A 26,691-nucleotide genomic window follows, 5' to 3' on the forward strand; every position below is an offset into this window, starting at 1 on the left:
CTGCCGACAAACCCTGTAGCCGCTGCCGTTAGGCTGCGATCGCCCGTAAAGCGGGCGCAGGCACTGGCGCCCCTGGCGGGCCGCATCGCAGCCTTCGGCAGCGGCTACAGGCGATCGCAGCCTAACGGCAGCGGCTACAGGCGACCGCCGCCTGACCGCAGCGGCTACTGATTACTGGCGAGTCCAGGCCATTTCCCAGTGAGAGCCGGTACCGGGCTCGTATTGGGTAGCATTGCCGTTCCATTGGATGCAGTAGCCGCTGTAAGGGAAGGGCTTGCACTCATAGACTTGGCCGTCCTTGGGCTGCAGCACCTTGGTGCCCGCGCCGTAGCTGCCGACCGATTCAGGGAATACATGGTCGTAGTCGCCGGCTTCGCTCGGTTGGGTGAACGTCAGCGTGCGGGTCTGTTGCATCAGCGAGCCCTTGGCCGGTTGAGCGACGACCACAAGGTCATATTTGCCAGCGCTGGCATCCTTCACCGCGAGGCTGAAGTGCGGGGCGTTGTCGCCCGTGGCGCCTTGTTTGAAGGCCACGCTTTCGCCCTTGCCGTTGAACAAGGTAGCGTTGACCGTATAGGTGCCGCCCTGGGCGACGGCGCCAAAATGCAGGTCGACTGCGCCCTGTTCCAAGGCATAGCTTTCCTTAAGGCCGGTGAGGGTCAGTTCGCCGGGTGCGCCGACGATATCCTTCTGGATTTCAACACGGGTCACATCGCTGTCGGCCTGGGCAAAAATACCGTTGCGACCATACACAGGGACCACTTCATCCTGATCGTTGCGCTCGCCGATCCGATAGCCACGGTCTTCACGGTTGACCTGTTCGGCCAGCAGGAATGGCCACTGGCTGGCTTGTCCTTGCTCGGCAGAGGTGATGGTCAATTGAGTCTGGCGATCGGTCTGCTCGCCTGCGCTGGTGAATACCCGAGTGCTGACCTTGTCGCCAATGTTCAAGGCTTCTGGGTGAACAGTACCGATGTCGTTCCATTGCGAGGGCGGCACGTCACCGTTCTCGATGTTAACGTCGATCACCTGATAGAAAGTGGCATCGGTATCGTGCACTTTCCAGGTGGCCAGTACCACGTGGTAGCCACTGCGGTCAGCGGGAATATTGACCTTGTGGGTGGTCGTGCCTTCCGATGGCGCCGGCAGGCTGCCATTCCAGTCTTCCGTCAACAGCGGCGTCATCTCGAAGCTGTCGCGGCTCAGTGGCTGATTCGGGTTCCAGTCCTTTTGGGTGATGTAGAACTGCCAGTATCGGGTGGCATGTGCGGCCTTGTATTTCCAGGTGAAGTCATTGAGGCCTGGCTGGATCGTATTCTTGTGCCAGCGCGTGGCGCTTTGCAGGTTGAGCTCGGAGAAACGATGCATGCCGCCAGCCGCGATGTGGTCGTTGGCAGGGCCGCATTCGGCGAAGGTCCCGGTGCAGGCCTGGGCCCGGCTTGGGAAGTGTTCGATGTCGGTTGCGTTGGAGCGACCGATATATTCGACGCTCTGCGGCTCGTAGGTGACGCCGCCGCAGTTGGTGTTCTTGCTACCGCCTGCCGCATTGCAGGCAAAGCTGCGCGAAGGAGGGGATTCGATATAGCCGTGAGCGCTTGCCTGCTGGGCGAAGAGCCCGGCTGCCAGCGCCGAGGCCAGCGCTAGCGGCGCAAAATGAAATGCACGCGTGGGTGTCTGGGTGTTCATCAGGTCATCCTTTTGGCCGTCTGGTCTGGTCACGGCGTACTTGCCGTGCAGGTTCCCGCGAAGTGAGGGAACGGACGGCCGCAAGGATCACGGTTTTGTGAGGTGGCGTAGTTAGGGCGACTTTCCTATTTGCGTAGGAGAAGTCGCCTAAATGACGCTGACATTTTTCTGCGTGGATTCTGGGCAGGTCAATTGGCTAGGCGGCAATCATTTGTCGCAATACGTAATGCAAAATCCCCCCAGCCTTGAAATATTCCACTTCATTGAGCGTATCGATCCTGCACAGCACCGAGATTTGATCCTGCAAGCCATTGGCACGGATGATCTGCAGGGTAAGGTTCATGCGTGGCTGCAGGTTGGCCTGTTCAAGCCCCAGGATGTTGAAGGTTTCCTGGCCGGTAATGTGTAGGCTCTTGCGGCTTTCGCCTGGCTGAAATTGAAGCGCCAGCACACCCATGCCGATCAGGTTGGAGCGGTGGATGCGCTCGAAGCTTTCGGCAATCACCGCCTTGACGCCCAACAGGTTGGTCCCCTTGGCGGCCCAGTCGCGGCTGGAGCCGGTGCCGTACTCCTGGCCCGCGATCACGATCAAGGGGGTGCCTTCGCTCTGATAGCGCATGGCGGCATCATAGATAGAGAGTTTTTCGCCACTGGGAATGTGCAGCGTGTTGCCACCTTCCTCGCCACCGAGCATCTCGTTGCGGATGCGGATATTGGCAAAGGTGCCGCGCATCATCACTTCATGGTTGCCGCGCCGTGAACCATAGGAGTTGAAGTCCTTTGGCTCCACGCCCTTGTCGCGCAAATAGAGGCCGGCAGGGCTGTCGACCTTGATATTGCCGGCCGGTGAAATATGGTCGGTGGTCACCGAGTCGCCCAGCACCGCCAGGACTCGAGCCTGACGAATATCGCTGATGACGGGTGGCGGGCCGCCGATGCCGTCGAAGAAAGGCGGATGCTGGATGTAGGTCGAGTCTGCCTGCCACACATAGGTGGCGGCCTGTGGCACTTGGATGGCTTGCCACTGGGCATCGCCACTGAACACCTCGGCGTATTCCTTGTGGAACATGGCGGTGTCGACCTTGGCCACGGCATCGGCGATTTCCTGCTGGCTGGGCCAGATATCGCGCAGATAGACCGGCTGGCCGTCCTTGTCGATGCCCAGGGGGTCGCTGGTCAAGTCGATTCGAACGCTGCCGGCCAGGGCATAGGCCACCACCAGTGGGGGCGACGCCAGCCAGTTGGTCTTGACCAGCGGGTGAACCCGGCCTTCGAAATTGCGGTTGCCCGACAGCACCGAGGCCACCGTCAGGTCAGCCTGGGTGATGGCTTTTTCAATGGGCTCGGCCAGAGGGCCAGAGTTGCCGATACAGGTGGTGCAGCCATAGCCCACCAGATCAAAGCCCAGGGCATCGAGGTATTGTGTCAACCCAGCGGCCTTATAGTAGTCGGTGACCACTTTGGAGCCCGGGGCCAGGGAACTCTTGACCCACGGCTTGCGCTGCAAGCCTTTCTCCACGGCCTTTTTCGCCACCAGGCCCGCGGCCATCATCACGCTGGGGTTGGAGGTGTTGGTACAGGACGTGATGGCGGCAATGACCACGGCACCATCCTTGATCGTGTGCTGGGCACCTTCGTGATCGAAACTGGCCTCGCCGGCCTGATCGGCATTGCCCACCGCCACACCACCACCGCCTTCGCTTTCCAACCGGCCTTCATCTTTGCTCGACGGCTTGAGCTGCACGCCCATGAAACTGTTGAAGGCCTGGCTGACATCGGACAGGGCCACTCGGTCCTGCGGGCGCTTGGGCCCGGCGAGGCTTGCTTCGACATTGCCCAAGTCCAGTTCCAGGCTGTCGCTGAACAGCGGCTCCTGCCCAGGTTCGCGCCATAGCCCCTGGGCCTTGCAGTAGGCTTCGACCAGCTTCACGGCCTGAGCGGGGCGGCCGGTCAGGCGCAGGTAGTCCAGGGTCACGTCATCTACCGGGAAATAACCGCAGGTGGCGCCGTACTCAGGCGCCATGTTGGCCAAGGTGGCCCGGTCGGCCAGGGGCAGGTCGGCGAGGCCATCGCCATAAAACTCGACGAACTTGCCCACTACGCCTTTCTTGCGCAGCATTTGTGTGACGGTCAGCACCAGATCGGTGGCGGTGATGCCTTCATGCAGCTTGCCGGTCAGCTTGAAGCCGATCACTTCCGGGATCAGCATCGACACCGGCTGGCCCAGCATTGCCGCTTCCGCCTCAATACCGCCCACGCCCCAGCCGAGTACACCCAGGCCATTGATCATGGTGGTGTGCGAATCGGTGCCGACCAGGGTGTCGGGGTAGGCGTAGGTGCGACCGTCTGCTTCAGCGGTCCAGACGGTGCGCCCCAGGTATTCCAGGTTGACCTGGTGGCAGATACCGGTGCCCGGTGGCACCACTCTGAAGTTGTCGAACGCACTTTGGCCCCAGCGCAGGAAGGCATAACGTTCGCCATTGCGCTGCATTTCGATGTCGACGTTTTCGCTGAAGGCCTGGGTGGTGGCGTAGCGATCGACCATCACCGAGTGATCGATCACCAGATCCACCGGCGACAGCGGGTTGATGCGCTGCGGATCGCCACCGGCCTTGGCCATGGCCGCGCGCATGGCAGCCAGGTCGACCACGGCGGGCACGCCGGTGAAGTCTTGCATCAGGACGCGTGCCGGGCGGTACTGGATTTCTCGGTCGCTGCGGCGCTCCTTGAGCCAGTCGGCGATGGCGCTGAGGTCGACACGGGTGACGGTCTTGTTGTCTTCCCAGCGCAGCAGGTTTTCCAGCAGCACTTTCAGCGATTTGGGCAAGCGTGCCAGGTCGCCGAGGCTTCGGGCAGCTTCGGTCAGGCTGTAATAGTGGTAGACCGTGGCATCGACTTGCAGGGTCTTGAGGGTTTTCAGGCTATCGAGCGAGGGCATGGACAAACTCCTTCTGCATCGGTGAGGCGCCGTGCGGGCGGCATCACGGACCTTGAGCATTCAATGGCTCTACGCTAGTCCTGATTGGCAGGGCCGGCTAATAACTGGACCAGCGGGGCATGTCACTGGTTCCGAAGTTGCTTTATCATTCGCCGATTTGCGACCGAGGCATTGCGCCCGGTCAAGGTTGCCCGGGATTTGCCGGCAATCGACCTGGAGTGGTGAATGAATACCCTGTTTATGCATTGCCGGCCGGGCTTTGAAGGTGAAGTCTGTTCGGAAATTTCCGATCATGCGGCGCGCCTGAACATCGCCGGCTACGCCAAGGCCAAGCCCCAAAGCGCCTGTGCCGAGTTCATCTGCCATGAACCTGAAGGCCCCCAGCGGCTGATGCGCGAATTGCGCTTTGCCGAGTTGATTTTCCCGCGTCAGTGGGCGCGCGGCGAGTTCGTACAATTGCCGGAGAGCGATCGCATCGGCGTGCTGCTCGAGCACCTGGCCCCGATGCCCACCTTCTCCAGCGTTTGGCTGGAAGTACTCGACACCAACGATGGCAAGGAACTTTCGACCTTCTGTCGCAAGTTCGAAGTACCGCTGCGCAAGGCGCTGGTCAAGGCCGGCAAGCTTAAGGAAGACGGCGCTGGACCGCGCCTGCTGCTGACCTTCAAGAGTGGCCGCGAAGTGTTCGTGGGCCTGGCCGATGCTGATAATTCGGCGATGTGGCCGATGGGTATCCCGCGCCTGAAATTTCCGCGCGAGGCGCCGAGCCGCTCGACCCTGAAGCTCGAAGAAGCCTGGCACCATTTCATTCCGCGTGACCAATGGGATGAGCGCCTCAATGGCGACATGACCGGGGTCGACCTGGGCGCAGCTCCAGGCGGCTGGACCTACCAATTGGTGCGCCGGGGCATGCTGGTGACGGCCATCGACAACGGCCCGATGGCCGAAAGCCTGATGGACACTGGGTTGGTGCAGCACCTGATGGCCGACGGTTTTACCTACAAGCCTCGGCAAACCGTGGACTGGATGGTGTGTGACATTGTCGAGAAACCGGCGCGTAATGCGGCCTTGCTCGAAACCTGGCTGGGCGAGGGGCTGTGCCGGGAAGCTGTGGTCAACCTTAAACTGCCGATGAAGCAGCGTTATGCCGAAGTACGGCGCCTGCTCGACCGTATTGCCGAAGGTTTCAAGGCACGCGGGGTGAAGGTGTCGATTGGCTGCAAACAGCTGTATCACGACCGTGAAGAGGTGACCTGCCACCTGCGCCGGCTGGACATGAAACCGCGTTCAAGCCACTGATACCATTTTTTTGAACTGGAGTTGTTATGACTGACCCCCTCAAAGAGGACGCTTTGCTCGACGCCACCGGCCTCAATTGCCCGGAGCCGGTGATGATGCTGCATCAGAAAGTGCGGGATCTGGCGGGCGGTGGCCTGCTCAAGGTTATCGCGACCGACCCTTCGACCCGTCGCGATATCCCCAAGTTTTGCGTGTTTCTCGGCCATGAACTGGTCGAGCAGCAGGAGCAGGAAGGTACCTACTTGTACTGGATCCGCAAGAAGCTGGATTAAGCCTGGCGGATCTGTCGGCGCGCACTGCGCGCCAGGCGGACCGTCAGCATCAATGCCGCGCAGGTCAGGCCGACAATCAGCCCCTGCCACAGGCCGCTCGGGCCATTGGCGCGGGTCAACCAGTCGGTCAGGCCCAGCGCGTAACCCACCGGCAAGCCAATCCCCCAGTAGGCAAACAGTGTCAGGATCATGGTCACCCGCGTGTCCTGATAGCCACGCAAGGCGCCTGCGGCCGTGACTTGGATGGCATCGGAGAACTGGAACAGGGCCGAGTACACGATCAGCATCGCCGCGATGCGGATCACTTCGTTATCGGCGGTATAGATGCTGGCAATGTGCTCGCGGGTCAGCAACATGAAACTGGCCGACAGACAGGCATAAGCCAGCGCCGTGGCCATGCCGACGCCTGCGGCAAAGCGCGCTTCACGGGGCTGGTTGCGGCCAATGGCTTGTCCTACCCGAACCGTCACCGCCATGCCCAACGAGTAGGGAATCATGAACACCAGCGAGCTGACGTTCAGGGCAATCTGATGCCCGGCCACTACGGTGGAGCCCAGGCTGCCAATCAGCAGCGCAATGACCGCGAAAATACTCGACTCGGCAAAGACGGCGATACCAATCGGCAGCCCAATACTCAGCAAGCGCTTGATCACTGACCATTGCGGCCAGTCAAAGCGGCTGAAGACTTCGCAGGCGCGATAAGCGGGAGCCCATTTCACCCAGCCGGCCATGCCCAGGCACATCACCCACATCACAATGGCAGTGGCCCAGCCACAACCGACGCCGCCCATCGCGGGCACGCCGAAATGGCCGTAGATAAACACATAGTTCAGGGGAATGTTCAGGGCCAGGCCGCAGATGCCCAGCACCATGCTAGGGCGCGTTCGCCCCTGGCCGTCGCTGCAGCAGCGCAGCACGTGGTACAGCGCCACCGAGGGCAGGCCGCTGGCGATGCCGTGCAAGTACCTCATGCAAGGGTCGATCAGCTCGGGGTCGACCTTCATCCAATGCAAAATCGGCTCGGCATTGATCAGCATCAAGCTCGCGCCGATCCCCACCGCTACGGCTAGCCACAAGGCCTGGCGTACCAGTGGCCCGATTTCAGCCTGTTGGCCTGCGCCGAAGCGCTGCGCGACTTTCGGGGTGGTGGCCAGCAGGATGCCGGTCATCAGCAGGAACACGGGCACCCAGATCGAGTTACCCAGGGCTACCGCCGCCAAGTCGCGAGGGCCGACGCGACCGGCCATGACGGCATCGACAAAGCCCATGGCGGTGGTCGCCAGTTGAGCAATGATAATGGGCGTGGCCAGGGTCATTAGCGCACGGATTTCGGCGCGCACTCGAGCGGGGCGGGAGATAGAAGCGGCAGTGTTCATCAGTGTCACAAGGCAGGCGCCCACAGTCAGGTGCGGAAAACCGCTAAGTCTACGCCTTGACGCATAGGTCAGGAAACGCTTCTTGCCCTCAAGCCAAAGAGCGAGTCCTCTTTTTGTAACATCTGGTGCGTGCCTTTTTGGGCGAAGCGACGTCGAATCATGGCAACAATCTTTTACTCATCGGGCACTCTGTTCGGGAACCTTCATGGCTTTTGTCCAAAACCATATGATTCATTTTATTGCTGCGCTCTGGTTTACCGTCTGCTGGGGTGGCTACACCCGCTACGCGACCTGGAAGGCCAGGGACACCGCTTGCCTGGCCAGTGTCTTGCACTTGTACCGTGAGGACTGGATGCGTCGCATGTTGATGCGCGATAACCGCATCGCCGATGCCAGTGTGATCGGCAACCTGGAGCGCAACGCCTCGTTTTTCGCCTCCAGTACGCTGATTATCCTGGCCGGCATTCTTACCGTGCTGGGCGCCTCGGACCGGGCATTGTCGCTGCTGGCCGATATCCCGATGATTCAACAAGCCTCCCAAGGCATGTCGGAAATCAAACTACTGTGCCTGGCAACCGTGTTTGTCTATGCGTTTTTCACGTTCAGTTGGTGCATGCGCCAATATAACTTTGCAGCTGTACTGGTCGGATCGGCGCCCATGATCGGCGAGCGGCATGTCAGTGAACTGGAGCGCAAAGCGTTTGCCGCCCGTGCGGCGCGCGTTGTCTCGATGGCCGCCAACCAGTTTAACTTCGGTCTGCGTTCGTACTACTTCGGCATGGCCATGCTGGCCTGGTTCATCAGCCCCTGGTTATTCATGTTGGTCAGTGCCGGTGTCGTGTTGGTTTTATATCGCCGCGAGTTTCATTCCGACGTATTGGATGTGATGGTCTATACCCCTACAGAAGCGCCCCTGCCGGAGGCGAACAAGGAGGTGGTCTGAAATCCTGAAATAAAAAAGCCCGAACTTATGTTCGGGCTTTTCGGGTTGCTGATAAACCACACTGTGTAGGAGCCGGCTTTAGCCGCGATGGGCTCGCCGCGGTTTGCCTGATGCACCGCGGTGCGTTCATCGCAGCCAAGGCTGGCTCCTACAACAGGGGTTATCTTCAGACCTTATGGCTTTGGCTGTTCGGCCGGTGCGGTGGCTGGGGCAACCGGTGCGGCCTCTTTAGCGCGCTCTTGTGCCGCTTCGGCACTATCTTTGGCCGCTTCGGCGTTTTCTTTAGCAGCGTCGTTCATCTTATCCTGAGCGTCGTCCATTTTTTCCTGGGCTTGCTCGGCATGTTTTTGAGCGTCCTGGGCTTTGTCTTCGCTCTTTTTATCGCAAGCAGCAAGACCCAGGGCAGCGGCCAGCATCAGGGTATAGGCTAACGTTTTACGCATGGGGTGTTTCTCCTGGTTTAAGATCTAGTGACCTTAAGATAGTCCCTTCGCAGAATAAGTTCCGGGCCGTTGAAAGATATATAAGGCTTGGATCCATATCGACTTCCCCCGGCGTTTATGCTGTAGCGCAGCGCCTTTGACTAGAGCCGATTCCCCATGAGTGAAACTCCGTTAATGGCAATGGCCAAGCGCTTTCTATCAGCGTTGCGACATTGCCAAGTGTTGAATATGCAGGTTCATCATGCCGACCCGGATGGCATGACGCTGGTCTTGCCGTATTCACCGCTCATCATAGGCAACCCAATGACCGGCGCGATTCATGGGGGCGCCATCACCACCTTGATGGACACGACGTGCGGCATGGCAACTTTGTGCTCGCTGCCGACATTCGAAGTTTGCCCAACGCTGGATCTGCGAATCGACTACATGCACCCCGGCCAGCCGGACAAGGACATCTACGGCTATGCCCACTGTTATCGGGTAACGCGCGATGTGATTTTCACCCGAGGCTTTGCCTACCAGGACGACCCGCAACAGCCCATCGCCCAAGTGGTCGGGACCTTCATGCGCCTGGGCAAGGGCATCAAGGGCGGCCAAGGCTTCGCCAGCAGCCTCAAGGAGCCTGCGCAATGATCAATGAAGGTTTGCGTGAGCAACTGCGCCTGGCCCATCGCAACGGTGACTATGCGCCCTTGCTGGCCTTGATTCCCTATGCCAGCTTGATCGGCATTGAATGCACCCGGGACGGCGAGGGTTTGCTATTTCGCCTGCCAGCCAGCCAGGACAACATTGGTAACCCTTTATTGCCGGCGATTCATGGCGGGGTCATAGCAGGCTTCATGGAGTTGGCCGCAGCGCTGCACTTGATGATTTTTACCGGAACCGGGACGGTGCCGAAAATCATCGACTTTTCGGTCGATTACCTGCGAGCCGGGCTTTATCGCGACACCTTTGCCCAATGCCAGCTGTGGCGCCAAGGCCGGCGGGTTACCAACCTTGCCGTCACGGCCTGGCAAAGCAGCCCGAAAGAGCCCATCGCCACGGCGCGTGCGCATTTCAAGATTGAAGAACAGCCCGCCCCTTGAAATCATCCACCCAGCCCCCATCTCAAGGTCATCCCGTCGCACGCTAACCAAGCGACCACTGCCATCTGATTGGAGTTTGATGAACATGAGTGCGGAGACTCAAAAAGAAACCCTGGGCTTCCAGACCGAGGTGAAGCAGCTGCTGCACCTGATGATCCATTCGCTGTACTCGAACAAGGAAATCTTCCTTCGCGAATTGATCTCCAACGCCTCCGACGCCGTTGACAAACTGCGTTTCGAGGCCCTGGCCAAGCCGGAACTGCTCGAAGGCGGTTCCGAACTCAAGATTCGCGTCAGCTTCGACAAGGCCGCCAATACCGTCACCCTCGAGGACAACGGTATCGGCATGAGCCGCGAAGACGCCATCACCCACCTGGGCACCATCGCCAAGTCCGGCACTGCCGACTTCATGAAGCACCTGACCGGTGACCAGAAAAAAGACTCGCACCTGATCGGCCAGTTCGGCGTGGGCTTCTATTCGGCCTTTATCGTTGCCGACAAGGTTGATGTGTTCAGCCGTCGCGCTGGCCAACCTGCCGGCGAAGGTGTGCACTGGTCGTCCCGAGGCGAAGGCAGCTTTGAAGTGGCCACGCTGGACAAGCCCGAGCGCGGTACTCGCATCGTCCTGCACCTGAAAAAGGGTGAGGAAGAGTTTGCCGACGGCTGGCGCCTGCGCAACATTATCAAGAAGTATTCCGACCATATCGCCCTGCCGATCGAATTGCCTAAAGAGCAGCCAGCTGCTGCTGAAGGCGAAGAAGCACCGGCCCTGGAGTGGGAAACCGTCAACCGCGCCAGCGCCTTGTGGACCCGTCCGCGTACCGAGATCAAGGACGAGGAATACCAGGAGTTCTACAAGCACATCGCCCATGACTTCGAGAATCCGCTGAGCTGGAGCCATAACAAGGTTGAAGGCAAGCTTGAGTACAACTCGCTGTTGTACGTGCCAGGCCGTGCGCCGTTCGACCTGTACCATCGCGAAGCCCCGCGTGGCCTGAAACTCTACGTGCAGCGCGTGTTCGTGATGGACCAGGCTGAGTCCTTCCTGCCGCTGTACCTGCGCTTCATCAAGGGCGTGGTCGACTCAAACGACCTGTCCCTGAACGTTTCGCGTGAAATCCTGCAGAAAGACCCGATCATCGACTCGATGAAGTCGGCGCTGACCAAGCGCGTGCTGGACATGCTGGAAAAACTGGCGAAAAACGAGCCTGAGCAATACAAGGGCTTCTGGAAGAACTTCGGTCAGGTCATCAAGGAAGGCCCGGCAGAAGACTTCGCCAACAAGGAAAAAATCGCAGGTCTGCTGCGCTTCTCCTCCACCAGCGATGAAAGCGGCGAGCAGAGCGTTGCCTTGGTCGACTACCTGGCGCGCGCCAAGGAAGGCCAGGACAAGATCTACTACCTCACCGGCGAATCCTACGCGCAGGTCAAGAACAGCCCGCACCTGGAAGTCTTCCGCAAGAAAGGCGTCGAAGTGCTGCTGCTGACCGACCGTATCGACGAGTGGCTGATGAGCTACCTGAGCGACTTCGACAGCAAGGGCTTTGTCGACGTGACCCGTGGTGACCTGGACCTGGGCAAGCTGGACTCCGAAGAGGACAAGAAGGCCCAGGAAGAAGTCGCCAAGGACAAGGAAGGCCTGGTCGAGCGCCTGAAAACCGCGCTGGGCGACGCCGTCAGCGAAGTTCGCGTCTCTCACCGCCTGACCGATTCGCCTGCCATCCTGGCCATCGGTGAGCAGGACCTGGGCATGCAAATGCGTCAGATCCTCGAAGCCAGCGGCCAGAAGGTACCGGACTCCAAGCCGATCTTCGAATTCAACCCGGCTCACCCGCTGATCGAGAAATTGGACAACGAGCAGAGCGAAGACCGTTTCGCTGACTTCTCGCACATCCTCTTCGATCAGGCAGCGCTGGCTGCCGGTGACAGCCTGAAGGATCCGGCGGCCTACGTCCGGCGCCTGAACAAGTTGCTGGTTGAGCTGACTGTTTAAGCCATAGATGTAGGAGCCAGGCTTGCCTGCGATGGCATCACCGCGGTCTTCCTGAGGACCGCGGTGATGCCATCGCAGCATAGGTATCTACACATCTTTTGGCGTACTGCTACGAATGTAGCCGCTGACGAGGTACGAGGCTGCGATCGGCAGCGGAGCGGCCGTAAAACCTGAGACCATAATCCATCAGGCACACCGAAGGGCCTGAATTTACGACGGCTTCGCCGCCGATCGCAGCCTCGTACCTCGGCAGCGGCTACAAGAGCCGCGCTGCCCCAGAGTTGTGTAGATACCTATGGCCATCGCAGGCAAGCCTGGCTCCTACAAATCGGCGGTGTTGTCAGCAGCCTGAGCCCGCTTCGGCGGGCTTTTTTCATTCACAGAGGAGAGCGTAATGAGCAACATCACAATCGAATCGCTGGTCTATCAGATTGATGGTAAACCCTACGAGAGCCGCCTGGTGTTCAGCGCCGATGTCAAGTCGGCGCAGCCGGGGTTGCTGATGGCGCCGAACTGGATGGGTGTCAGCGCAGGTGCTGAGCGTATTGCCAAGGCGGTGGCGGCCGAAGGTTATGTGGTCTTGATCGCGGACCTTTACGGTCAAACGGTTCGTCCTGCCAATGGCGATGAGGCGGGTGCGGCAATGATGCCGCTGAAAAATGACCGTTCCGAGCTGCGCAAGCGCATGCAGGCGGCGCTTGATCAGCTACAGGGCCAAGATAAGGCCGCCGTGGATACCGCGCGTCTGGCGAGCTTCGGATTCTGCTTTGGCGGCTGCTGCTCGTTGGAACTGGCCCGTACCGGTGCGCCTTTGAAAGCTGCGGTGTCGTTCCACGGTACGCTGGATACGCCGAACCCGGCTGATGCCAATCACATCAAGGGCGCTGTCCTGGTACTGCATGGTGCCGACGACCCGTTGGTGCCCAAGGAGCAGTTGCCGGCGTTCGAGGCAGAGATGAACGCGGCAAAAATCGACTGGCAGCTACTGAGCTATGGCGGTGCGGTCCATTCGTTCACCGACCCGCAAGCCAATGTGCCTGGCACGATGATGTACGACGCCAAGGTCGCTGCACGGGCGTTCCGCTCGATGCACAACCTGCTGGCCGAGGTCTTCGCGGCTTGATGTGGTGTAGGAGCAGACCTTGGTCGCGATGGCATCACCGCGGTCTAGATAGCAGCACTGCGGTCTATCTGATATGGGCAGCGATGCCATCGCGACCAAGGTCTGCTCCTACAGCGGCAGTTCGATCCGCTCGCTTTCCCCGGCGACCACTGGCCAGTCGCCCGCCGCCCAGCGCTCGCGGGCCCGCTCTATAAGGGCGGGGTCACTGGCAATAAAGTTCCAGTTCATGCGCCGTGGCCCATCCAGGGGCGCGCCACCAATGATCACCAGGTGCGCATCGCTGTCCGCTTCCAGAGTCGGTGTCTCGCCCTCGGGCAGCACGACCAGGCTCTGCACCGGTAGTACCTCACCCTCAAGCTTCACCTCGCCCTCCAGCACATAAATTGCGCGCTCAGGGTGCTCGGCAGGCACCAGCAGGCGGGTTGCCGCTTGCATATCGACTTCGGCATACAGCGTTGCGGACAAGACTGGTACGGGTGACTCCAGGCAAAAGCCTGTGCCCGCGATCATCCGCACACGGACGCCCATAGCCTCGCTGACGGGCAAGCTGGCGCGGGGATGATGGCTGTAGTGGCCTTCGCCCTGTTCGTGTGCTTTGGGTGATGCCAGCCAGACCTGCAACCCGTGCAGTGTCGAACCCGTGGCTTTCAGTGCTTCTGGTGTGCGTTCGATGTGGGCGACACCGCCACCTGCGGTCATCCAGCTGACGTCACCCGGCAGTACCAACTGATCCGATCCGAGGCTGTCCTTGTGCAGGATTTGCCCGGCAAACAGGTAGGTGAGAGTGGACAGTCCGATATGCGGGTGCTGGCGGATATTCATGCCAGTGCCTGCGGCGTAGCGGGTTTCAAGCATATGGTCGAAAAATACGAAGGGCCCCACGCTGCGACATTTGGCGGATGGCAACGGGCGCAGGATGGGCTGGCCTTCGACAGCCTCGGCGCGAGGTTTGATAACCAGGGGTGGACTCATGTGGGGCTCCTCGCGGGTCTGGGTAAATCATGAGGATAACCTGACTTGGCGGGTCGAGCGGGATTGTCATCAGCCTGTCATGCCGGTGTCATAGTCTCGCGCGATCTAACCCTAGGAGCGCAATATGTACCGTAGCCGTTTGAGTGCGCTGGCCGCCTTGATGATGATCAGTGGCCTGGCCAATGCCCAAGTACAAGTCCAAGGCGCTGTCGAATATGGCCTGTTCGACACTTCTTACAAAAACTTTCAGCCGGGTGAGCGGGTGTTGACTCGTACCAACCAGGCCATTCAGAAAACCGACGTGGTGCCAGCAAAACTGGGCAGTAAATTCGGCATGCGCTACGAACTGTCCGGCAAGGTGGTCGACGATACGCCGCTGACCTTGCTTTACCTGACGCCGGGTGTGATGACGCCCGACGGTGTACGCCACGACAAGTTCGTGATCACCCAGAAGCTGGTGCCGGGTGCGCCGCAGGATGTGATGGCCTATGAGTTCACCGAGCCTCATGAGGTGGTGAAAGGGGAGTGGGACTTTATGGTGTACCAAGGCGATCGCTTGCTGGCACGTCAGCGCTTTACGGTCCAGTAACCACATAAATCCCGCACATAAAAACGCCCCGAACTGGTCGGGGCGTTCAGGCTGCTGATAAACCTGTAGGAGCCAGGCTTGCCTGCGATGGCATCGCTGCGGTTTCGTAGAAAGACCGCGGTGATACCATCGCGAGCAAGCTCTGCTCCTACAAGCCCTGCCAGCGCTTCAGTACCAGGGTGGCATTGGTGCCGCCGAAGCCGAAGCTGTTGCTCATGACGGTGTCGATTTTCGCGTTTTCGCGAGTTTCGCGCAGGATCGGCATGTCGGCAACCGCTGGATCGAGTTCGTCGATATTGGCGGAGCCGGCAATGAAGTTGCCTTCCATCATCAGCATGCAGTAGATCGCTTCGTGAACGCCTGCGGCGCCCAGGGAGTGACCCGACAGGCTCTTGGTGGAGCTGATGGCCGGGGCCTTGTCGCCGAAGACTTCGCGAACGCCCTTGATTTCAGCCACGTCGCCGACCGGGGTCGAGGTGCCGTGGGTGTTCAGGTAGTCGATCGGGGTGTCGACGGTGGACATTGCCATCTGCATGCAGCGGATCGCACCTTCGCCGCTTGGGGCGACCATGTCGTAGCCATCGGAAGTCGCGCCGTAGCCAACGATTTCTGCGTAGATTTTTGCGCCACGGGCCAGAGCGTGTTCCAGCTCCTCGACCACGACCATGCCACCACCACCGGCGATGACGAAACCGTCACGCTTGGCGTCGTAGGCGCGGGAGGCTTTTTCAGGGGTTTCGTTGTACTGGCTGGACAGCGCGCCCATGGCGTCGAACAGGAACGATTGGCTCCAATGCTCTTCTTCACCGCCACCGGCGAAGACGATGTCTTGTTTGCCCATCTGGATCTGTTCCATCGCGCTACCGATGCAGTGGGCACTGGTGGCGCACGCCGAGGCGATGGAGTAGTTCAGGCCCTTGATCTTGAAAGGCGTTGCCAGGCAGGCCGAGACGGTGCTGCTCATGGTGCGGGTGACGCGGTACGGGCCCACGCGCTTCACGCCTTTTTCACGCAGGATGTCCAGCGCTTCCATCTGGTTCAGCGTCGAGGCGCCGCCCGAACCTGCGATCAGGCCGGTGCGTGGATTGGACACCTGCTCGTCGGTCAGGCCCGAATCCTTGATCGCGTCCTGCATCGCCAGGTAGGCGTACGCAGCGGCGTGACCCACGAAGCGGAAGACCTTGCGGTCGATCAGTTCTTCAAGGTTGAGGTCAATGGAGCCGGAAACCTGGCTGCGCAGACCCATTTCGGCATATTCCGGGTTGAAGCGGATGCCAGGGCGGTTTGCACGCAGGTTAGCGGTGACGGTCTCTTTGTCATTGCCCAGGCACGAAACGATGCCCAGACCAGTGATAACGACGCGGCGCATGCGGATAACCCTTAGAAGTTGTCAGTGGAGGTGAAAACGCCGACTCGAAGGCCTTCGGCGGTGTAGATTTCGCGACCGTCGACGCTGACAGAGCCATCGGCGATGGCCATGTTCAGCTTGCCCTTGAGGACGCGCTTGATGTGGATGTTATAGGTGACTTTCTTGGCAGTAGGCAAAACCTGGCCGAAGAATTTGACTTCGCCCGACCCCAGTGCTCGACCGCGGCCTGGCAGGCCTTGCCAGCCCAGGAAGAAACCGACCAGTTGCCACATGGCATCCAGGCCCAGGCAGCCAGGCATCACTGGGTCGCCTTCGAAGTGACACGCGAAGAACCACAGGTCAGGGGTGATATCCAGCTCGGCGACCAACTCACCTTTGCCGAACTTGCCACCCTCTTCGCTGATATGGGTGATGCGATCGACCATCAGCATGTTAGGGGCGGGCAGTTGCGCGTTACCTGGGCCGAACAGCTCACCGCGACTGCAGCGCAGCAGGTCTTCCCGAGTAAAGGCGTTTTGTTTGGTCATGCGAGCTCCTCAATAATCCCGTGCGGCTGGGGGCAAATCTTCCCGACCGACCCTCAAGCCCAAGGCTTGGGGTGCCAGCTTACACATAGACTATTGCGTTGTAATGAAAGTCACAGCACAGGGGACGAAGATGTACACTTGTGCACTGAAATTTTTATCAAGGCCGTTTCCACAGCCTTAAGACTGCCGCACTTTATCATTTATCGCCAGTCACGACTGCCTCAACGGGCAGCCAACGCTGCAGAATTTGCTGAAGATCAGTCCTTTTGAAGGGCTTTGCCAGGTAATCATTCATCCCGGCGGCCAGACAAGCCTCCCGGTCACCCTGCAAGGCGTTAGCGGTCAGGGCAATGATTGGCACCGTCTCCCGGCCTCGGATCGCTCGAATTTGCCGGGTAGCCTCATAGCCGTCCACCTGGGGCAGGCGGCAATCCATGAGAATAGCCGTGTATTCGTTATCCCGACCCAATTGGACAGCGTGGGCGCCGTCTTCAGCCAATTCCACCTCGAAACCCAAGCTGCGCAACATGGCTTCTATGACGGTCTGATTGACGGGGTTGTCCTCGACCAGCAGCACCTTGCGGCCCATCCCTTCGCTTTTGTCGGTGCTGGTGGCCTGGGTAATTGCCAGAGACGGCTGGCGACTGCGTGCCAGCGGCAGTTCAAGCGTGAACATCGACCCCAGCCCCTCTTCGCTTTGCGCTCGCAAGGTGCCGCCCATCCGCTCTGCCAGGGTTCTGGCAATGGACAGCCCAAGGCCGGTACCGCCATAGCGTCGGGAAATCGAGCTATCGGCTTGCTGGAAGGCCACGAACATCATCTCCAGGCGCTGGGAGCTGATGCCAATGCCGGTGTCGCTGACCACACAGGTAAACCAGATGGTTTTTTCATCCAGTGCCTGCCAATTGGGCTCGATGCGCACGCTACCGGCGTTGGTGAACTTGATGGCATTGCCGATCAGGTTGACCAGAATCTGGCGGATGCGGGTCGGGTCTCCCACGACCTGCAATTGCGCCAAGCCTTCAGGGATCGGCAGCTCCAGCGCCAGGCCGCGTTGAATGGCGCTGTGTTGGAAGGTCTGGGCGCAATTGTTGAGCAGCTCAGCCAGGTTGAAATCGATGTGCTCAAGCTCAAGTGCTGCGCGTTCGATACGCGAGAAGTCGAGGATGTCGTTGATGACCTTGAGCAGGTGTTCGGTCGACTCGGTGGCCAGCGCTGCGTATTCATTCTGCTCGTCAGTCAGCGAGGTGGTTTCCAGCAATTGCAGCATGCCCAGTACGCCATTCATGGGCGTGCGCAATTCATGGCTCATCATCGCCAGGAACTCGGACTTGGCATTGTTGGCGCGCTCGGCCTCTTCGCGGGTTTGGATCAGTTGCGCCATAGCCTGCTGTTGCTCGCGGCTGGCCTGGTCAAGGCCGTAGGCCAGGTTGTTGATATGCTGCGCCAAACCGCCCAGTTCGGCGTCAGCCGCGACCGGCAGCGGCGCATTGTAGTCACCGTCCTGGATGGCCTTCACGGCTCGTCCCATGTCGCTGATGGGCTGGGACAAATTGCGTGCCAGGCGCCGGGCGAGCAAAAAGGCAAACAGTAGCGTAAACAACGCCAATATCCCGGCCTTGATCAGAATTTCTTTCTGACGCTGGCTGAAGCCATCATTGGAGAGACCGACAATCACACGGCCCAGGTAGTCTTCGCGGGTATTGGGCTGCTGGTTGGCACTGCCTTGCAGAAAGTCTTTCTCCAGGGGAATGCGCTGCAGGCGAATGGGGGCCTGGAACACTTCCACCTGTTGTTTGCGCCGATTGAGCGCAGTGGGTTGTTCGACGTACACCAAGGTGTGGTTGCTGCTGTCCTGAATCTCCAGAAAGCGAACGTGCGGGATCTCCAGGGTGGCGCGCATCAGGCTTTCGAGCACATCGTTGTTGCCGGAAATCACGCCGTATTCGCAGGCAGGTGCCAATTGGTTGGCGATCAGTTGGCCCGTGTGTTGCAGCTCCTGGCGCAGATCCTGGATCCGTACGAAGGTAAAGAAGCTGATCAGCAGCAGGGTCAGCAGCAGGGCGGGGCCGACGCTGATCAGTTGAGTGCGGGTCTGGATGTTCCAGTTCAGGCGCAAGTTCATGGCTGGCTGGCTCCTTCTGCCAATTCGGTGGCGAGGGCGGAGTCATCGATCGACTCCAGGCCCAGCGAACGGGCGACTTGCTGGTTACTGATGACCTTGAAGTGGGCGGGGTAGCGCGCCCGTGGCCAACTGGCCGGTGGCCGATCAAGCAGCTCATTGAGCGCCGTCAGCCAGTCAGCCTGATCGCTATAGCTGCTGAACAGGCTACCCGCCTTGACGAAGGCGGCACCGGGGCCGATCACGGGGAGTTGCCGGGTATAGGCGCTTAGCAGCAGGTTTTTTACAGTCTTGGAGTTGTACAGGTCCGGGTCGTCAATGCCCAGTAGTACATCACTCTGCTTGAGCACGGCGCGCAAGGGGCGGCTGTCTCGGGTGTTGGGCCAGGCCTGGGCGACGATTTCCAGCCCCAGCGGGCGTGCTTGCTGGCGCAACTCATCCAGCAAAAAGGCGCTGTGTTGGCTATACAGTACGCCGACGCGGCGTGCTTGAGGCAACACCCGTTGGATCAGTTTCAGCTGCCTGGAAAACGGTTGATCGCTCCAGAGCAGGCTCACCTGTGCAGGCCGTCGATCGCCCAGTTGCGTGTGCGCCTGTACTCGGCTGATCAGCAGGGCCAGGGTCGGCGGGCCTTGCTTGCCCCGCAGGCGCCAGTCGAGGCTGGCGGGGTCGAGCAGGATCAAGCGGGTGCTGGCGTTGAGTTGATCGGCAGGCGGCATTTTTGCCAGCGGTACGAAACTCACGTTGTCCTGCGGGCGATATTCGGCCAGTTCGCTAACAAATGCAGTGATGCCAGGGCTGTCCTGCTCCCCCGTAAACAGGATTTCGGCGCCTTGCAGGGGCGTCAGCAGCAGCAGGCAGGCCATCAGCATTGCGGCACGAATCGCTTGGTGAAAGCGTGCAGATAGGCTTGGGCATCGGTTCACGTCAGAATTCCAACTGAGCACTGAAATACAGAACGTGGCGGGAGTCGTAGCGGTTGTCGGCCAAAGTGGTCGGCTCATCGTCCAGACGTTGCTGGAGCATGCCGGCCAATTCCAGATGGACGTTGTCTAGCGCAAAGCGCTTGGCGATTCGCAGGTCGAGCCGTTCGAAGCGATATTGGTTGAGCGAGTCATCGCCATAGTAGATCAGTGCGCTGGACCAGCCTGCTCCCCAATCGCGCATCCATCCTGCCGAACCACTGTTGCGCGCCGTGTAGGTTTGATCCGGCTGGCTGCTGGCCGAGGCATTGACGTAGGCGTAGGTCAGGCGCAGCCGGTCGCGGGTGCTCATTGTCCAGTCGAGTTGTGCTTCACTGCCGGTAAACCGGGCACGGTTGGCGTTACTGGGGATGTATTTGATGTTGAGCAGCGGCTCGCTGATCATGTTGCTGATTTCGTCATGGAACAGTTTCAGGTCAACATTAAGACCGATATCGGTGAAGTAACCGTTATAGCCGACTTCTCGCGAGCGAATCCGCTCTTGCTCCAGATTACCGGGGCTGCGGGTCTTGACGGCGTACTCGGCCACCGTCTGGCCGTAGGCGGTGGGTGAGAGGTTGCTGACCCGGTAGCTGCCGTTGAGGTTGTTCTCGAACATGTCCGGCGAGCGCACGGCTTCGGCGTAAACTGCCCGCAGGCCGTGACGAGGGGTGATCAGGTAGTTGACGGCGACCCTGGGCGTCAGCGCACGGCGGGTGAGCTGAGAATCTTCGAAGGTTGCGCCCCCCTGCAGGATCCAATGATCGCTGGCGCGCCACTCCAGGTGGCCGAACAGGCGCAGGGTGGTGTCATCGATCCGGCCGTTGAAAAATGTCTGCGAGTCGGCCCGGTCGTAGCGATAGTTAAGGCCGCTGACCAAGCGCAAGTCATCGGACAGGTTCAGGGTGTCCTGCACTTCCAGGCCGTAGCGCGATTCGTGAATGCTTTGATCGATATCGCCGCAGACCGTGCGCGTCGCCCCATTGCGCAATTGGTCGAGGACCTGCCGCGCCAAGGCCTGTTCCTGGGCCGTGCCTGCTGGGATGCCGGCACTGGGGTTGCGCGCAAATTGCTCGGTGAACACCGGGTTGAGCTGCCACAGCTGCGCCAATTGGGGGCTGAACGAGATTTCCGCATCGCAGACCCGCCAGACCTGATCGGTGTTCCAGTCTTGCAACGAGCCTTGCACATAAAGGCTGTGGTCAGGGTTCAGGTCAAGGTTCCAGCGCAGGGAGGCGGAGTAGTTCTTGGCGGTCACATCAGCGTTATCCCCTGCGGCGGTGATGTTGGCAAAGACAGGCTTGTAGGAGTAAGGACGCTGATTGGTGCCTTCCTTGCCAGCCACTTGCCATTCCAGGCTCTGGCCATCCTGCAGTTCATGGCTGGCGGCCAGATTGAAGCGGTTCAGGCGCCGGCTGTCACGGTAGTCATGGCCAAGGCTGTTACTGTCGAATCCGTCGTCCTGCTGGCCGGCGAGTGACAGCCGAATGTCGGTACCGTCGCTGCCAAACCCTTGGCTTGCGAACCAATCGTTGATCCCGCGCTGGCCACGGGTGACTTTCAAGCGCGTGCCTTGGCTATCGGCCGGTGTGCGGGTGAGGATGTTGACCACCGCCATCAGAGCGTTGGCCCCATAGCTGACGGTGTTTGGCCCGCGAAATACTTCGATGCGCTCGATATCTTCAAGGGCAATCGGGATGTCGCTCCAATTGACGGTGGCAAGCCCGGGACGATACACCGAGCGGCCATCGATCAAGACTTCCATGCGCCGTGCATCGCGGGCGCTACTGCCGTGGTAGTTGACCGTGGGTTGGTTGCCACTGGAATAGCCGACCATCATGCCTGGCACCAGGCGCAGCAGCTCGGCAATGTCGCGGGCGCCGCTGGCGCGGATCAGGTCGCTGTCCAGGACTGTCATGCTGCCGGGGACCGCGGCAGGCGATTGCTTCAGGCGCGTGGCGGTCAAGACCTGGGGCAGGTCCTGGTCAACGAACAAATCGTCGGCCACGGCCTGGCCACTGACCAGGACCGTCAGGAATAAAAGAGAGTAATGGGCTGTAGCGCCTGAGGACACGAGACTGCCTTGTTCACCTGTTCAAGGCGCGCATGTTAACTGAGTGGCGCGACATTTCCAGCCATCGACCGGTCAAACATAAAACGGCGCTGGCCGACACAGTAGCGCTCCGTATAATGCAGCCATCGCCTTTTTTTGGTTTTTACGGATTGAATATGACTGAACAGCAGCCGGTCGCAGTTCTGGGAGGCGGTAGTTTCGGCACCGCCGTGGCGAACCTTCTGGCCGAAAATGGCCTGGCCGTGCGCCAGTGGATGCGTGACCCCGAGCAAGCCGAGGCCATGCGCACGGCGCGCGAGAACCCGCGCTACCTCAAGGGCATAAAGCTGCTCGATCAGGTGGAGCCTGTGACCGATCTGCTGGCGACCCTGAGCGATTGCCAACTGATCTTCGTCGCCTTGCCCTCCAGCGCCTTGCGCGCGGTGTTGATGCCCCATGCCCAGTTGCTCAGCGGCAAGCTGTTGGTCAGCCTGACCAAAGGCATCGAGGCGCAGACCTTCAAGCTGATGAGCCAGATTCTCGAGGAAATTGCCCCGCAGGCGCGTATCGGTGTGTTGTCCGGCCCTAACCTCGCTCGTGAAATCGCCGAGCACGCCTTGACGGCTACCGTGGTCGCGAGTGAAGACGAAGAACTGTGCCTGCGGGTGCAGGAGGCCTTGCACGGGCGTACCTTCCGGGTCTATGCCAGTGCCGACCGGTTTGGCGTGGAGCTGGGCGGGGCGTTGAAAAACGTCTACGCCATCATCGCCGGGATGGCCGTTGCACTGGGCATGGGAGAAAACACCAAAAGTATGCTGATCACCCGTGCACTGGCGGAAATGACCCGTTTTGCGGTGAGTCAGGGCGCCAACCCGATGACCTTCCTGGGGCTGGCCGGAGTAGGCGACCTGATCGTCACCTGCTCATCGCCCAAGAGCCGTAACTATCAGGTGGGTCATGCGCTGGGCCAGGGCTTGAGCCTGGAGGAGGCGGTGACGCGCCTGGGCGAGGTCGCTGAAGGCGTCAACACGCTCAAGGTCCTGAAGGTTCGTGCCCAGCAGATGCAGGTCTATATGCCATTGGTGGCGGGCTTGCATGCGATCCTGTTCGAAGGACGTACGCTTGAGCAGGTCATCGAGCACCTGATGCGCGCCGAACCCAAGACTGATGTCGATTTCATCTCCACCACCGGTTTCAACTGAGCGATTACAGGAGCGGTACATGAACGAATCCCCCAATCAGGCACAGCGAGAATCCATTCTGTTGCGAGTGCTCTGGATGCTGGTTTTCCTGGTGGTCTGGCAACTGGCTGAGCTGTTGCTGGGCGGTCTGGTGCTGGTGCAATTGATCTACCGGCTGATCTATGGCGCACCCAGTGCCAGCCTGATGAACTTTGGTGACAGCCTGAGCCAGTTCCTGGCCCAGATCGGTCGTTTCGGCAGTTTCCACAGCGACCAGAAGCCTTGGCCATTCGCTGATTGGCCGGCCCCACGGGTGCCTGAAGGCGAGGCTGCGCATGCGGTACCGCCTGCAGCGCATCCGGTGCGTGATGAGGAGCCAAAACTGTGAAGCTTTGGGTGCTGCGCCACGGCGAGGCCGAGCCGCAAGTGCGCACTGACGCCGAACGGGAGCTGACCGCCCATGGTCGCGAGCAGGTGGTGCGCAGCGCCGGCCACCTGTTGGGGGTGCCGTTGCAAGCCATTCTGGTCAGCCCTTATGTGCGTGCCCAGCAAACGGCCGAGCTGGTTCAACAGTCGTTGAATGTCGACAAACCCGTGCAGACCGTGCCTTGGCTGACCCCCGGCACACGTCCTGAAGTTGTTCTGGCGGAGCTGGCCAAGCTCAACCTGACGTCAGCTTTGCTGGTCAGCCATCAGCCATTGGTCAGCACCTTGCTCAGCCTGTTGGAAGAAGGGCATCGCCAGGCGACACGGAGCATGGGCACGGCCAGTCTGGCCGAACTTGAGGGCGATGTGTCCGTAGCGGGGCTGATGACCTTGCGCAGCCTGCGCCATCCTTGAGATGCTCGGGGCAGAATCCACAGCAAGGACCTGCCCCATGAGCCTTTGGCTTAACACCCCCGATATCGATCAAATCAATAAAAAGCAGAAAAATACCATCGGCGAAATGCTCGATATCCGTATCGACTCGTTCGATGAGCGGTCCCTGACGGCCAGCATGGTTGTTGATCACCGCACCCATCAGCCCTACGGGTTGCTGCACGGCGGTGCCTCGGTAGTGCTGGCCGAAACCGTTGGCTCCGTGGCCAGTTACCTGTGTATCGACACCAGCAAGTTCTATTGCGTGGGCCTTGAGGTCAACGCCAACCACCTGCGTGGCGTACGCAGTGGCCGAGTAACGGCGGTAGCTACACCCGTGCATATCGGCCGGACCACCCATGTGTGGGATATCCGTCTGAGCAACGGCGAAGGCAAGCCCAGTTGCATCTCGCGCCTGACCATGGCGGTGGTGCCGCTGGGTGAGAACCCTCCTGTGCGCTGAGCCCCTGCACCTTGCGAACCGTGTCGCCTTCATCGCAGGCAAGCCTGGCTCCTACATTGGACCCTGTAGGAGCCAGGCTTGCCTGCGATGAAGGCGACACGGTGGTCCTGCATTCCAGCAACCCGGACTGTCATTTGTGACAGTTGCGGCCTGAACGTTGCCCTTGTTAGCGTGGCAGCTAATCCCGCCAACGGAGACAGGCAATGGAGGAGTGGAGCAAGTCATTGGCCTATTCAGGCAATTGGTACAAGCTGATCGGTCAGGTCACCCTGGACAAGGCACTGACTTTCGCTGAGTTCCAGGTCTTGCGCGACGCTGCCGATTCCAGGCTCGACGCATTGATCTTGCACTATGGCAGCCGTCCAGAGCTGGAACTGGTGCAGGAAAGTGTCAAGCTGACCGCACAAACCTTGCAGGCCTCCTGCCTCAACCTTCAGGTATCAAAAAGTAGCCCCCAGGAACGCCAGCGACTCAAGGAGGCGCTGGACTACCAGATCATCTACCTGCAGGCCTGCCTGAACCGCTGCTTCGATCACTACTAGCCCCTTGTGGCTTATGTATCGCTATCGCCGGCGATGACAGTCATTGCCCTGACGCCATCGTATACGGACAATCGCGCTACTGTGTCTGTTGGAGCTTTGCCTGTGAATGCCCATGTGGAAGAAATACGCCTGCAATTGCCACACATTGAATTGGCCGCGCATTTGTTTGGCCCGGCCGACGGGCATCGGGTGATTGCCCTTCATGGCTGGCTCGACAATGCCAACAGTTTTGCCCGCCTGGCACCGAAACTGCGCGGCTTGCGCATTCTGGCCCTGGACCTGGCAGGGCATGGTTACTCCGATCATCGCCCCGTGGGCGCCAGTTACTCACTGTGGGATTACGCGCACGATGTGCTTCAAGTCGCTGAACAGATGGGATGGCAGCGATTTTCGCTGCTGGGCCATTCGCTGGGAGCCATTATTTCAGTGGTACTGGCCGGTGCCCTGCCCGAGAAAATCGAGCGCCTGGCGCTGATCGATGGGGTTATTCCACCGACCTCGGGTCCTGAAGATGCTGCCGAGCGCCTGGAGATGGCGCTCAAGGCGCAGATGCGTCAATTCAACAAGCGCAAGCCGGTCTATGCCACCCTTGATGAGGCGGTCGAGGCACGCATGAAAGGGGTGGTGGCTGTCAGTCGCGAGGCGGCAGAGTTATTGGCGCAACGAGGTTTGATACCGGTGCCGGGGGGCTATACGTGGCGCAGCGACAGTCGCCTGACCCTGCCTTCGCCGGTACGCTTGAGCCAGGCCCAGGCCCTGAGTTTCGTTCAGCGCATTGCTTGCCCGGCTCAATTGATCGTTGCCGAAGAGGGCATGCTGGCTCGCCATACAGAACTGCTGGAGCCGCTACCCTTTAGCCTCGAGTGGCTGCCGGGCGAGCATCATTTGCACCTGAATGACGACGCTGGCGCGAGCCTTGTTGCAGACTGTTTCAATCGCTTCTTTGCCATTCCTTGACTTGCGACAGGCAACTGCCGAGGCTTGTCGGGATGAAAGGGAGAACTCAATGATTGATACATACACTGCCGAGTTGATATTGGGCTGGGTGCAGGATGGTTCAAAGAAGGCAGATACTACGCATGCCTGACTTGAAAAAAACCGCTTCATGGGCCCTTTTGGGCCTGTTGTTTTGCCTGCCACAGGCATATGCCGAAGTGCTGTCGAGTTTGCCCGGTTTGCCGGTGCCCCAGGATGCCATGGTCATTGATCAGAGTGCTCCTGGCGCCAAGGAGCGCATCTACCCGCTGGCCCCGGTGCGCAAGATCAGTGGGCAACTGCGCATGGATGGCATCAACAGCCATGGGCAAGTCAGCTCCGTCACCTATCAGTTGCCGCCCGAGCACACAGCGCTGGACGCCTTCACGGCGGCGAGGGAAGCCCTCCAGGCCGAAGGTGCCTACTTGTTGTTCTGGTGTCAGGCTCGGGACTGCGGCGACAGCAGCCTGTGGGCCAACGAGATCTTCAAGAACGCCCGTCTGTATGGCTCGGACAAGGACCAGGCCTACCTTCTGTTGCGCAAGGCCCCGCCGCAACAGGACACGCTGGTTGCCCTTTATAGCATCACCCGTGGCAAGGGCACTGCCTTGCTGCATGCCGAGCAGTTTGTCGCCGACGCCTCGCTGGGCGACCTGCTGCCGACACCGGGCACTGTGCTGCGTGAACTGCGCGACACCGGTGAATTGGACTACCCTTCGCTGGTCGGTGCCCCGCAGCCAGCCTGGGTCGAGCTTTTGGGCCGCAGCCTGAACCTGGACAGCACCCTGCGCGTATCGCTGTCCGGTGCCGATGCCGAGCCCTGGCGCCAGGCATTGATCGCCAGGGGCGTGCTGTCCTCGCGCCTGGAGGCCGGCAAGCAGGACGTCAAGGGCTTGCATATCGAGTGGATCCGATGAGAA

General features: G+C 60.1%; 25 protein-coding genes. 15 read left to right on the top strand and 10 right to left on the bottom strand.

Annotated elements, in window-relative coordinates; genetic code table 11:
• Nucleotides 1-171: 171 nt before the first annotated feature.
• Entirely contained in the window at nt 172-1,686 is a 1,515-nt protein-coding gene (gene gbpA / locus AC3IX4_RS08610) for an N-acetylglucosamine-binding protein GbpA (protein WP_489260134.1), read from the bottom strand.
• 196 nt (nt 1,687-1,882) lie between these two features.
• Nucleotides 1,883-4,624, bottom strand: coding sequence for an aconitate hydratase AcnA (acnA, locus tag AC3IX4_RS08615; protein ID WP_489260135.1), 2,742 nt, complete (start codon nt 4,622-4,624; stop codon nt 1,883-1,885).
• A gap of 225 nt (nt 4,625-4,849) precedes the next feature.
• On the opposite strand from acnA, the gene rlmM reads away from it, so the two are divergent.
• Together rlmM and tusA are read left to right on the top strand one after the other, a co-directional pair.
• A complete protein-coding gene (gene rlmM, locus AC3IX4_RS08620) occupies nt 4,850-5,923 on the top strand; it encodes a 23S rRNA (cytidine(2498)-2'-O)-methyltransferase RlmM (protein ID WP_489260136.1) in 1,074 nt (357 codons plus the stop codon).
• A 26-nt stretch (nt 5,924-5,949) separates the two neighbouring features.
• On the top strand, nt 5,950-6,195 hold the full coding sequence (gene tusA / locus AC3IX4_RS08625; protein WP_489260137.1) for a sulfurtransferase TusA: 246 nt from the start codon (nt 5,950-5,952) through the stop codon (nt 6,193-6,195).
• Here the strand turns inward: tusA and AC3IX4_RS08630 are convergent.
• The gene (locus tag AC3IX4_RS08630) at nt 6,192-7,571 is read right to left on the bottom strand and encodes an MATE family efflux transporter (RefSeq protein ID WP_489260138.1); all 1,380 of its coding nucleotides are present in this window, start codon (nt 7,569-7,571) and stop codon (nt 6,192-6,194) included. The two genes, tusA and AC3IX4_RS08630, sit on opposite strands and share 4 nt — an antisense overlap.
• A 205-nt stretch (nt 7,572-7,776) precedes the next feature.
• Here AC3IX4_RS08630 and AC3IX4_RS08635 point away from each other — a divergent pair, with 205 nt between their 5' ends.
• A complete protein-coding gene (locus AC3IX4_RS08635) occupies nt 7,777-8,514 on the top strand; it encodes a DUF599 domain-containing protein (protein ID WP_489260139.1) in 738 nt (245 codons plus the stop codon).
• 173 nt (nt 8,515-8,687) lie between these two features.
• On the opposite strand, the gene AC3IX4_RS08640 is transcribed toward AC3IX4_RS08635, so the two are convergent.
• Nucleotides 8,688-8,957 (bottom strand): hypothetical protein, encoded by a 270-nt coding sequence (locus AC3IX4_RS08640; RefSeq protein WP_489260140.1) that lies wholly within the window; start codon nt 8,955-8,957, stop codon nt 8,688-8,690.
• A gap of 156 nt (nt 8,958-9,113) precedes the next feature.
• Here AC3IX4_RS08640 and AC3IX4_RS08645 point away from each other — a divergent pair, with 156 nt between their 5' ends.
• The 4 genes from AC3IX4_RS08645 (at nt 9,114) to AC3IX4_RS08660 (ending at nt 13,158) form a co-directional block, all read left to right on the top strand.
• Entirely contained in the window at nt 9,114-9,590 is a 477-nt protein-coding gene (locus tag AC3IX4_RS08645; RefSeq protein WP_489260141.1) for a PaaI family thioesterase, read from the top strand.
• A complete protein-coding gene (locus tag AC3IX4_RS08650; RefSeq protein WP_489260142.1) occupies nt 9,587-10,042 on the top strand; it encodes a PaaI family thioesterase in 456 nt (151 codons plus the stop codon). The genes AC3IX4_RS08645 and AC3IX4_RS08650 overlap by 4 nt, the downstream gene beginning before the upstream one ends.
• A gap of 85 nt (nt 10,043-10,127) precedes the next feature.
• On the top strand, nt 10,128-12,035 hold the full coding sequence (htpG, locus tag AC3IX4_RS08655; protein WP_489260143.1) for a molecular chaperone HtpG: 1,908 nt from the start codon (nt 10,128-10,130) through the stop codon (nt 12,033-12,035).
• Nucleotides 12,036-12,429: 394 nt separating this feature from the next.
• Nucleotides 12,430-13,158, top strand: a complete 729-nt coding sequence (locus AC3IX4_RS08660; protein WP_489260144.1) for a dienelactone hydrolase family protein — start codon at nt 12,430-12,432, stop codon at nt 13,156-13,158.
• Nucleotides 13,159-13,266: 108 nt separating this feature from the next.
• Here AC3IX4_RS08660 and AC3IX4_RS08665 read toward each other — a convergent pair whose 3' ends face one another.
• A complete protein-coding gene (locus AC3IX4_RS08665; protein WP_489260145.1) occupies nt 13,267-14,130 on the bottom strand; it encodes a pirin family protein in 864 nt (287 codons plus the stop codon).
• 124 nt (nt 14,131-14,254) lie between these two features.
• Between AC3IX4_RS08665 and AC3IX4_RS08670 the strand changes: the two genes are divergently transcribed.
• Nucleotides 14,255-14,719, top strand: a complete 465-nt coding sequence (locus tag AC3IX4_RS08670; protein WP_489260146.1) for a DUF3859 domain-containing protein — start codon at nt 14,255-14,257, stop codon at nt 14,717-14,719.
• Nucleotides 14,720-14,867: 148 nt separating this feature from the next.
• On the opposite strand, the gene fabB is transcribed toward AC3IX4_RS08670, so the two are convergent.
• From fabB to AC3IX4_RS08695, 5 genes are all read right to left on the bottom strand, one after another.
• Nucleotides 14,868-16,088, bottom strand: a complete 1,221-nt coding sequence (fabB, locus tag AC3IX4_RS08675; RefSeq protein ID WP_489260147.1) for a beta-ketoacyl-ACP synthase I — start codon at nt 16,086-16,088, stop codon at nt 14,868-14,870.
• A gap of 11 nt (nt 16,089-16,099) precedes the next feature.
• Nucleotides 16,100-16,615, bottom strand: coding sequence for a 3-hydroxyacyl-[acyl-carrier-protein] dehydratase FabA (gene fabA / locus AC3IX4_RS08680; RefSeq protein WP_138220177.1), 516 nt, complete (start codon nt 16,613-16,615; stop codon nt 16,100-16,102).
• Between the two features lie 196 nt (nt 16,616-16,811).
• Nucleotides 16,812-18,740, bottom strand: coding sequence for an ATP-binding protein (locus tag AC3IX4_RS08685; protein ID WP_489260148.1), 1,929 nt, complete (start codon nt 18,738-18,740; stop codon nt 16,812-16,814).
• Nucleotides 18,737-19,609 (bottom strand): ABC transporter substrate-binding protein, encoded by an 873-nt coding sequence (locus AC3IX4_RS08690; RefSeq protein WP_489261251.1) that lies wholly within the window; start codon nt 19,607-19,609, stop codon nt 18,737-18,739. Before AC3IX4_RS08690 ends, AC3IX4_RS08685 begins: the two co-directional genes overlap by 4 nt.
• Nucleotides 19,610-19,664: 55 nt before the next feature.
• The gene (locus tag AC3IX4_RS08695) at nt 19,665-21,734 is read right to left on the bottom strand and encodes a TonB-dependent receptor plug domain-containing protein (RefSeq protein WP_489261252.1); all 2,070 of its coding nucleotides are present in this window, start codon (nt 21,732-21,734) and stop codon (nt 19,665-19,667) included.
• A 194-nt stretch (nt 21,735-21,928) separates the two neighbouring features.
• On the opposite strand from AC3IX4_RS08695, the gene AC3IX4_RS08700 reads away from it, so the two are divergent.
• The 7 genes from AC3IX4_RS08700 to AC3IX4_RS08730 all read left to right on the top strand — a co-directional run bounded on the left by AC3IX4_RS08700 (nt 21,929) and on the right by AC3IX4_RS08730 (nt 26,688).
• Entirely contained in the window at nt 21,929-22,954 is a 1,026-nt protein-coding gene (locus AC3IX4_RS08700) for an NAD(P)H-dependent glycerol-3-phosphate dehydrogenase (RefSeq protein ID WP_489260149.1), read from the top strand.
• Nucleotides 22,955-22,973: 19 nt separating this feature from the next.
• On the top strand, nt 22,974-23,321 hold the full coding sequence (locus tag AC3IX4_RS08705) for a DUF4389 domain-containing protein (RefSeq protein ID WP_489260150.1): 348 nt from the start codon (nt 22,974-22,976) through the stop codon (nt 23,319-23,321).
• Nucleotides 23,318-23,773: a phosphohistidine phosphatase SixA gene (gene sixA / locus AC3IX4_RS08710; RefSeq protein ID WP_489260151.1), complete on the top strand. Its 456-nt coding sequence runs from the start codon at nt 23,318-23,320 to the stop codon at nt 23,771-23,773. The genes AC3IX4_RS08705 and sixA overlap by 4 nt, the downstream gene beginning before the upstream one ends.
• A gap of 37 nt (nt 23,774-23,810) precedes the next feature.
• Nucleotides 23,811-24,254: a hotdog fold thioesterase gene (locus AC3IX4_RS08715; RefSeq protein WP_489260152.1), complete on the top strand. Its 444-nt coding sequence runs from the start codon at nt 23,811-23,813 to the stop codon at nt 24,252-24,254.
• Nucleotides 24,255-24,457: 203 nt separating this feature from the next.
• The gene (locus AC3IX4_RS08720; protein ID WP_489260153.1) at nt 24,458-24,796 is read left to right on the top strand and encodes a hypothetical protein; all 339 of its coding nucleotides are present in this window, start codon (nt 24,458-24,460) and stop codon (nt 24,794-24,796) included.
• Between the two features lie 102 nt (nt 24,797-24,898).
• Nucleotides 24,899-25,753, top strand: a complete 855-nt coding sequence (locus AC3IX4_RS08725; RefSeq protein ID WP_489260154.1) for an alpha/beta hydrolase — start codon at nt 24,899-24,901, stop codon at nt 25,751-25,753.
• A 122-nt stretch (nt 25,754-25,875) separates the two neighbouring features.
• Nucleotides 25,876-26,688, top strand: coding sequence for a DUF4892 domain-containing protein (locus tag AC3IX4_RS08730; RefSeq protein ID WP_489260155.1), 813 nt, complete (start codon nt 25,876-25,878; stop codon nt 26,686-26,688).
• Nucleotides 26,689-26,691 lie beyond the last annotated feature (3 nt).

It is taken from the genome of Pseudomonas sp. KH_021 (assembly GCF_057838865.1).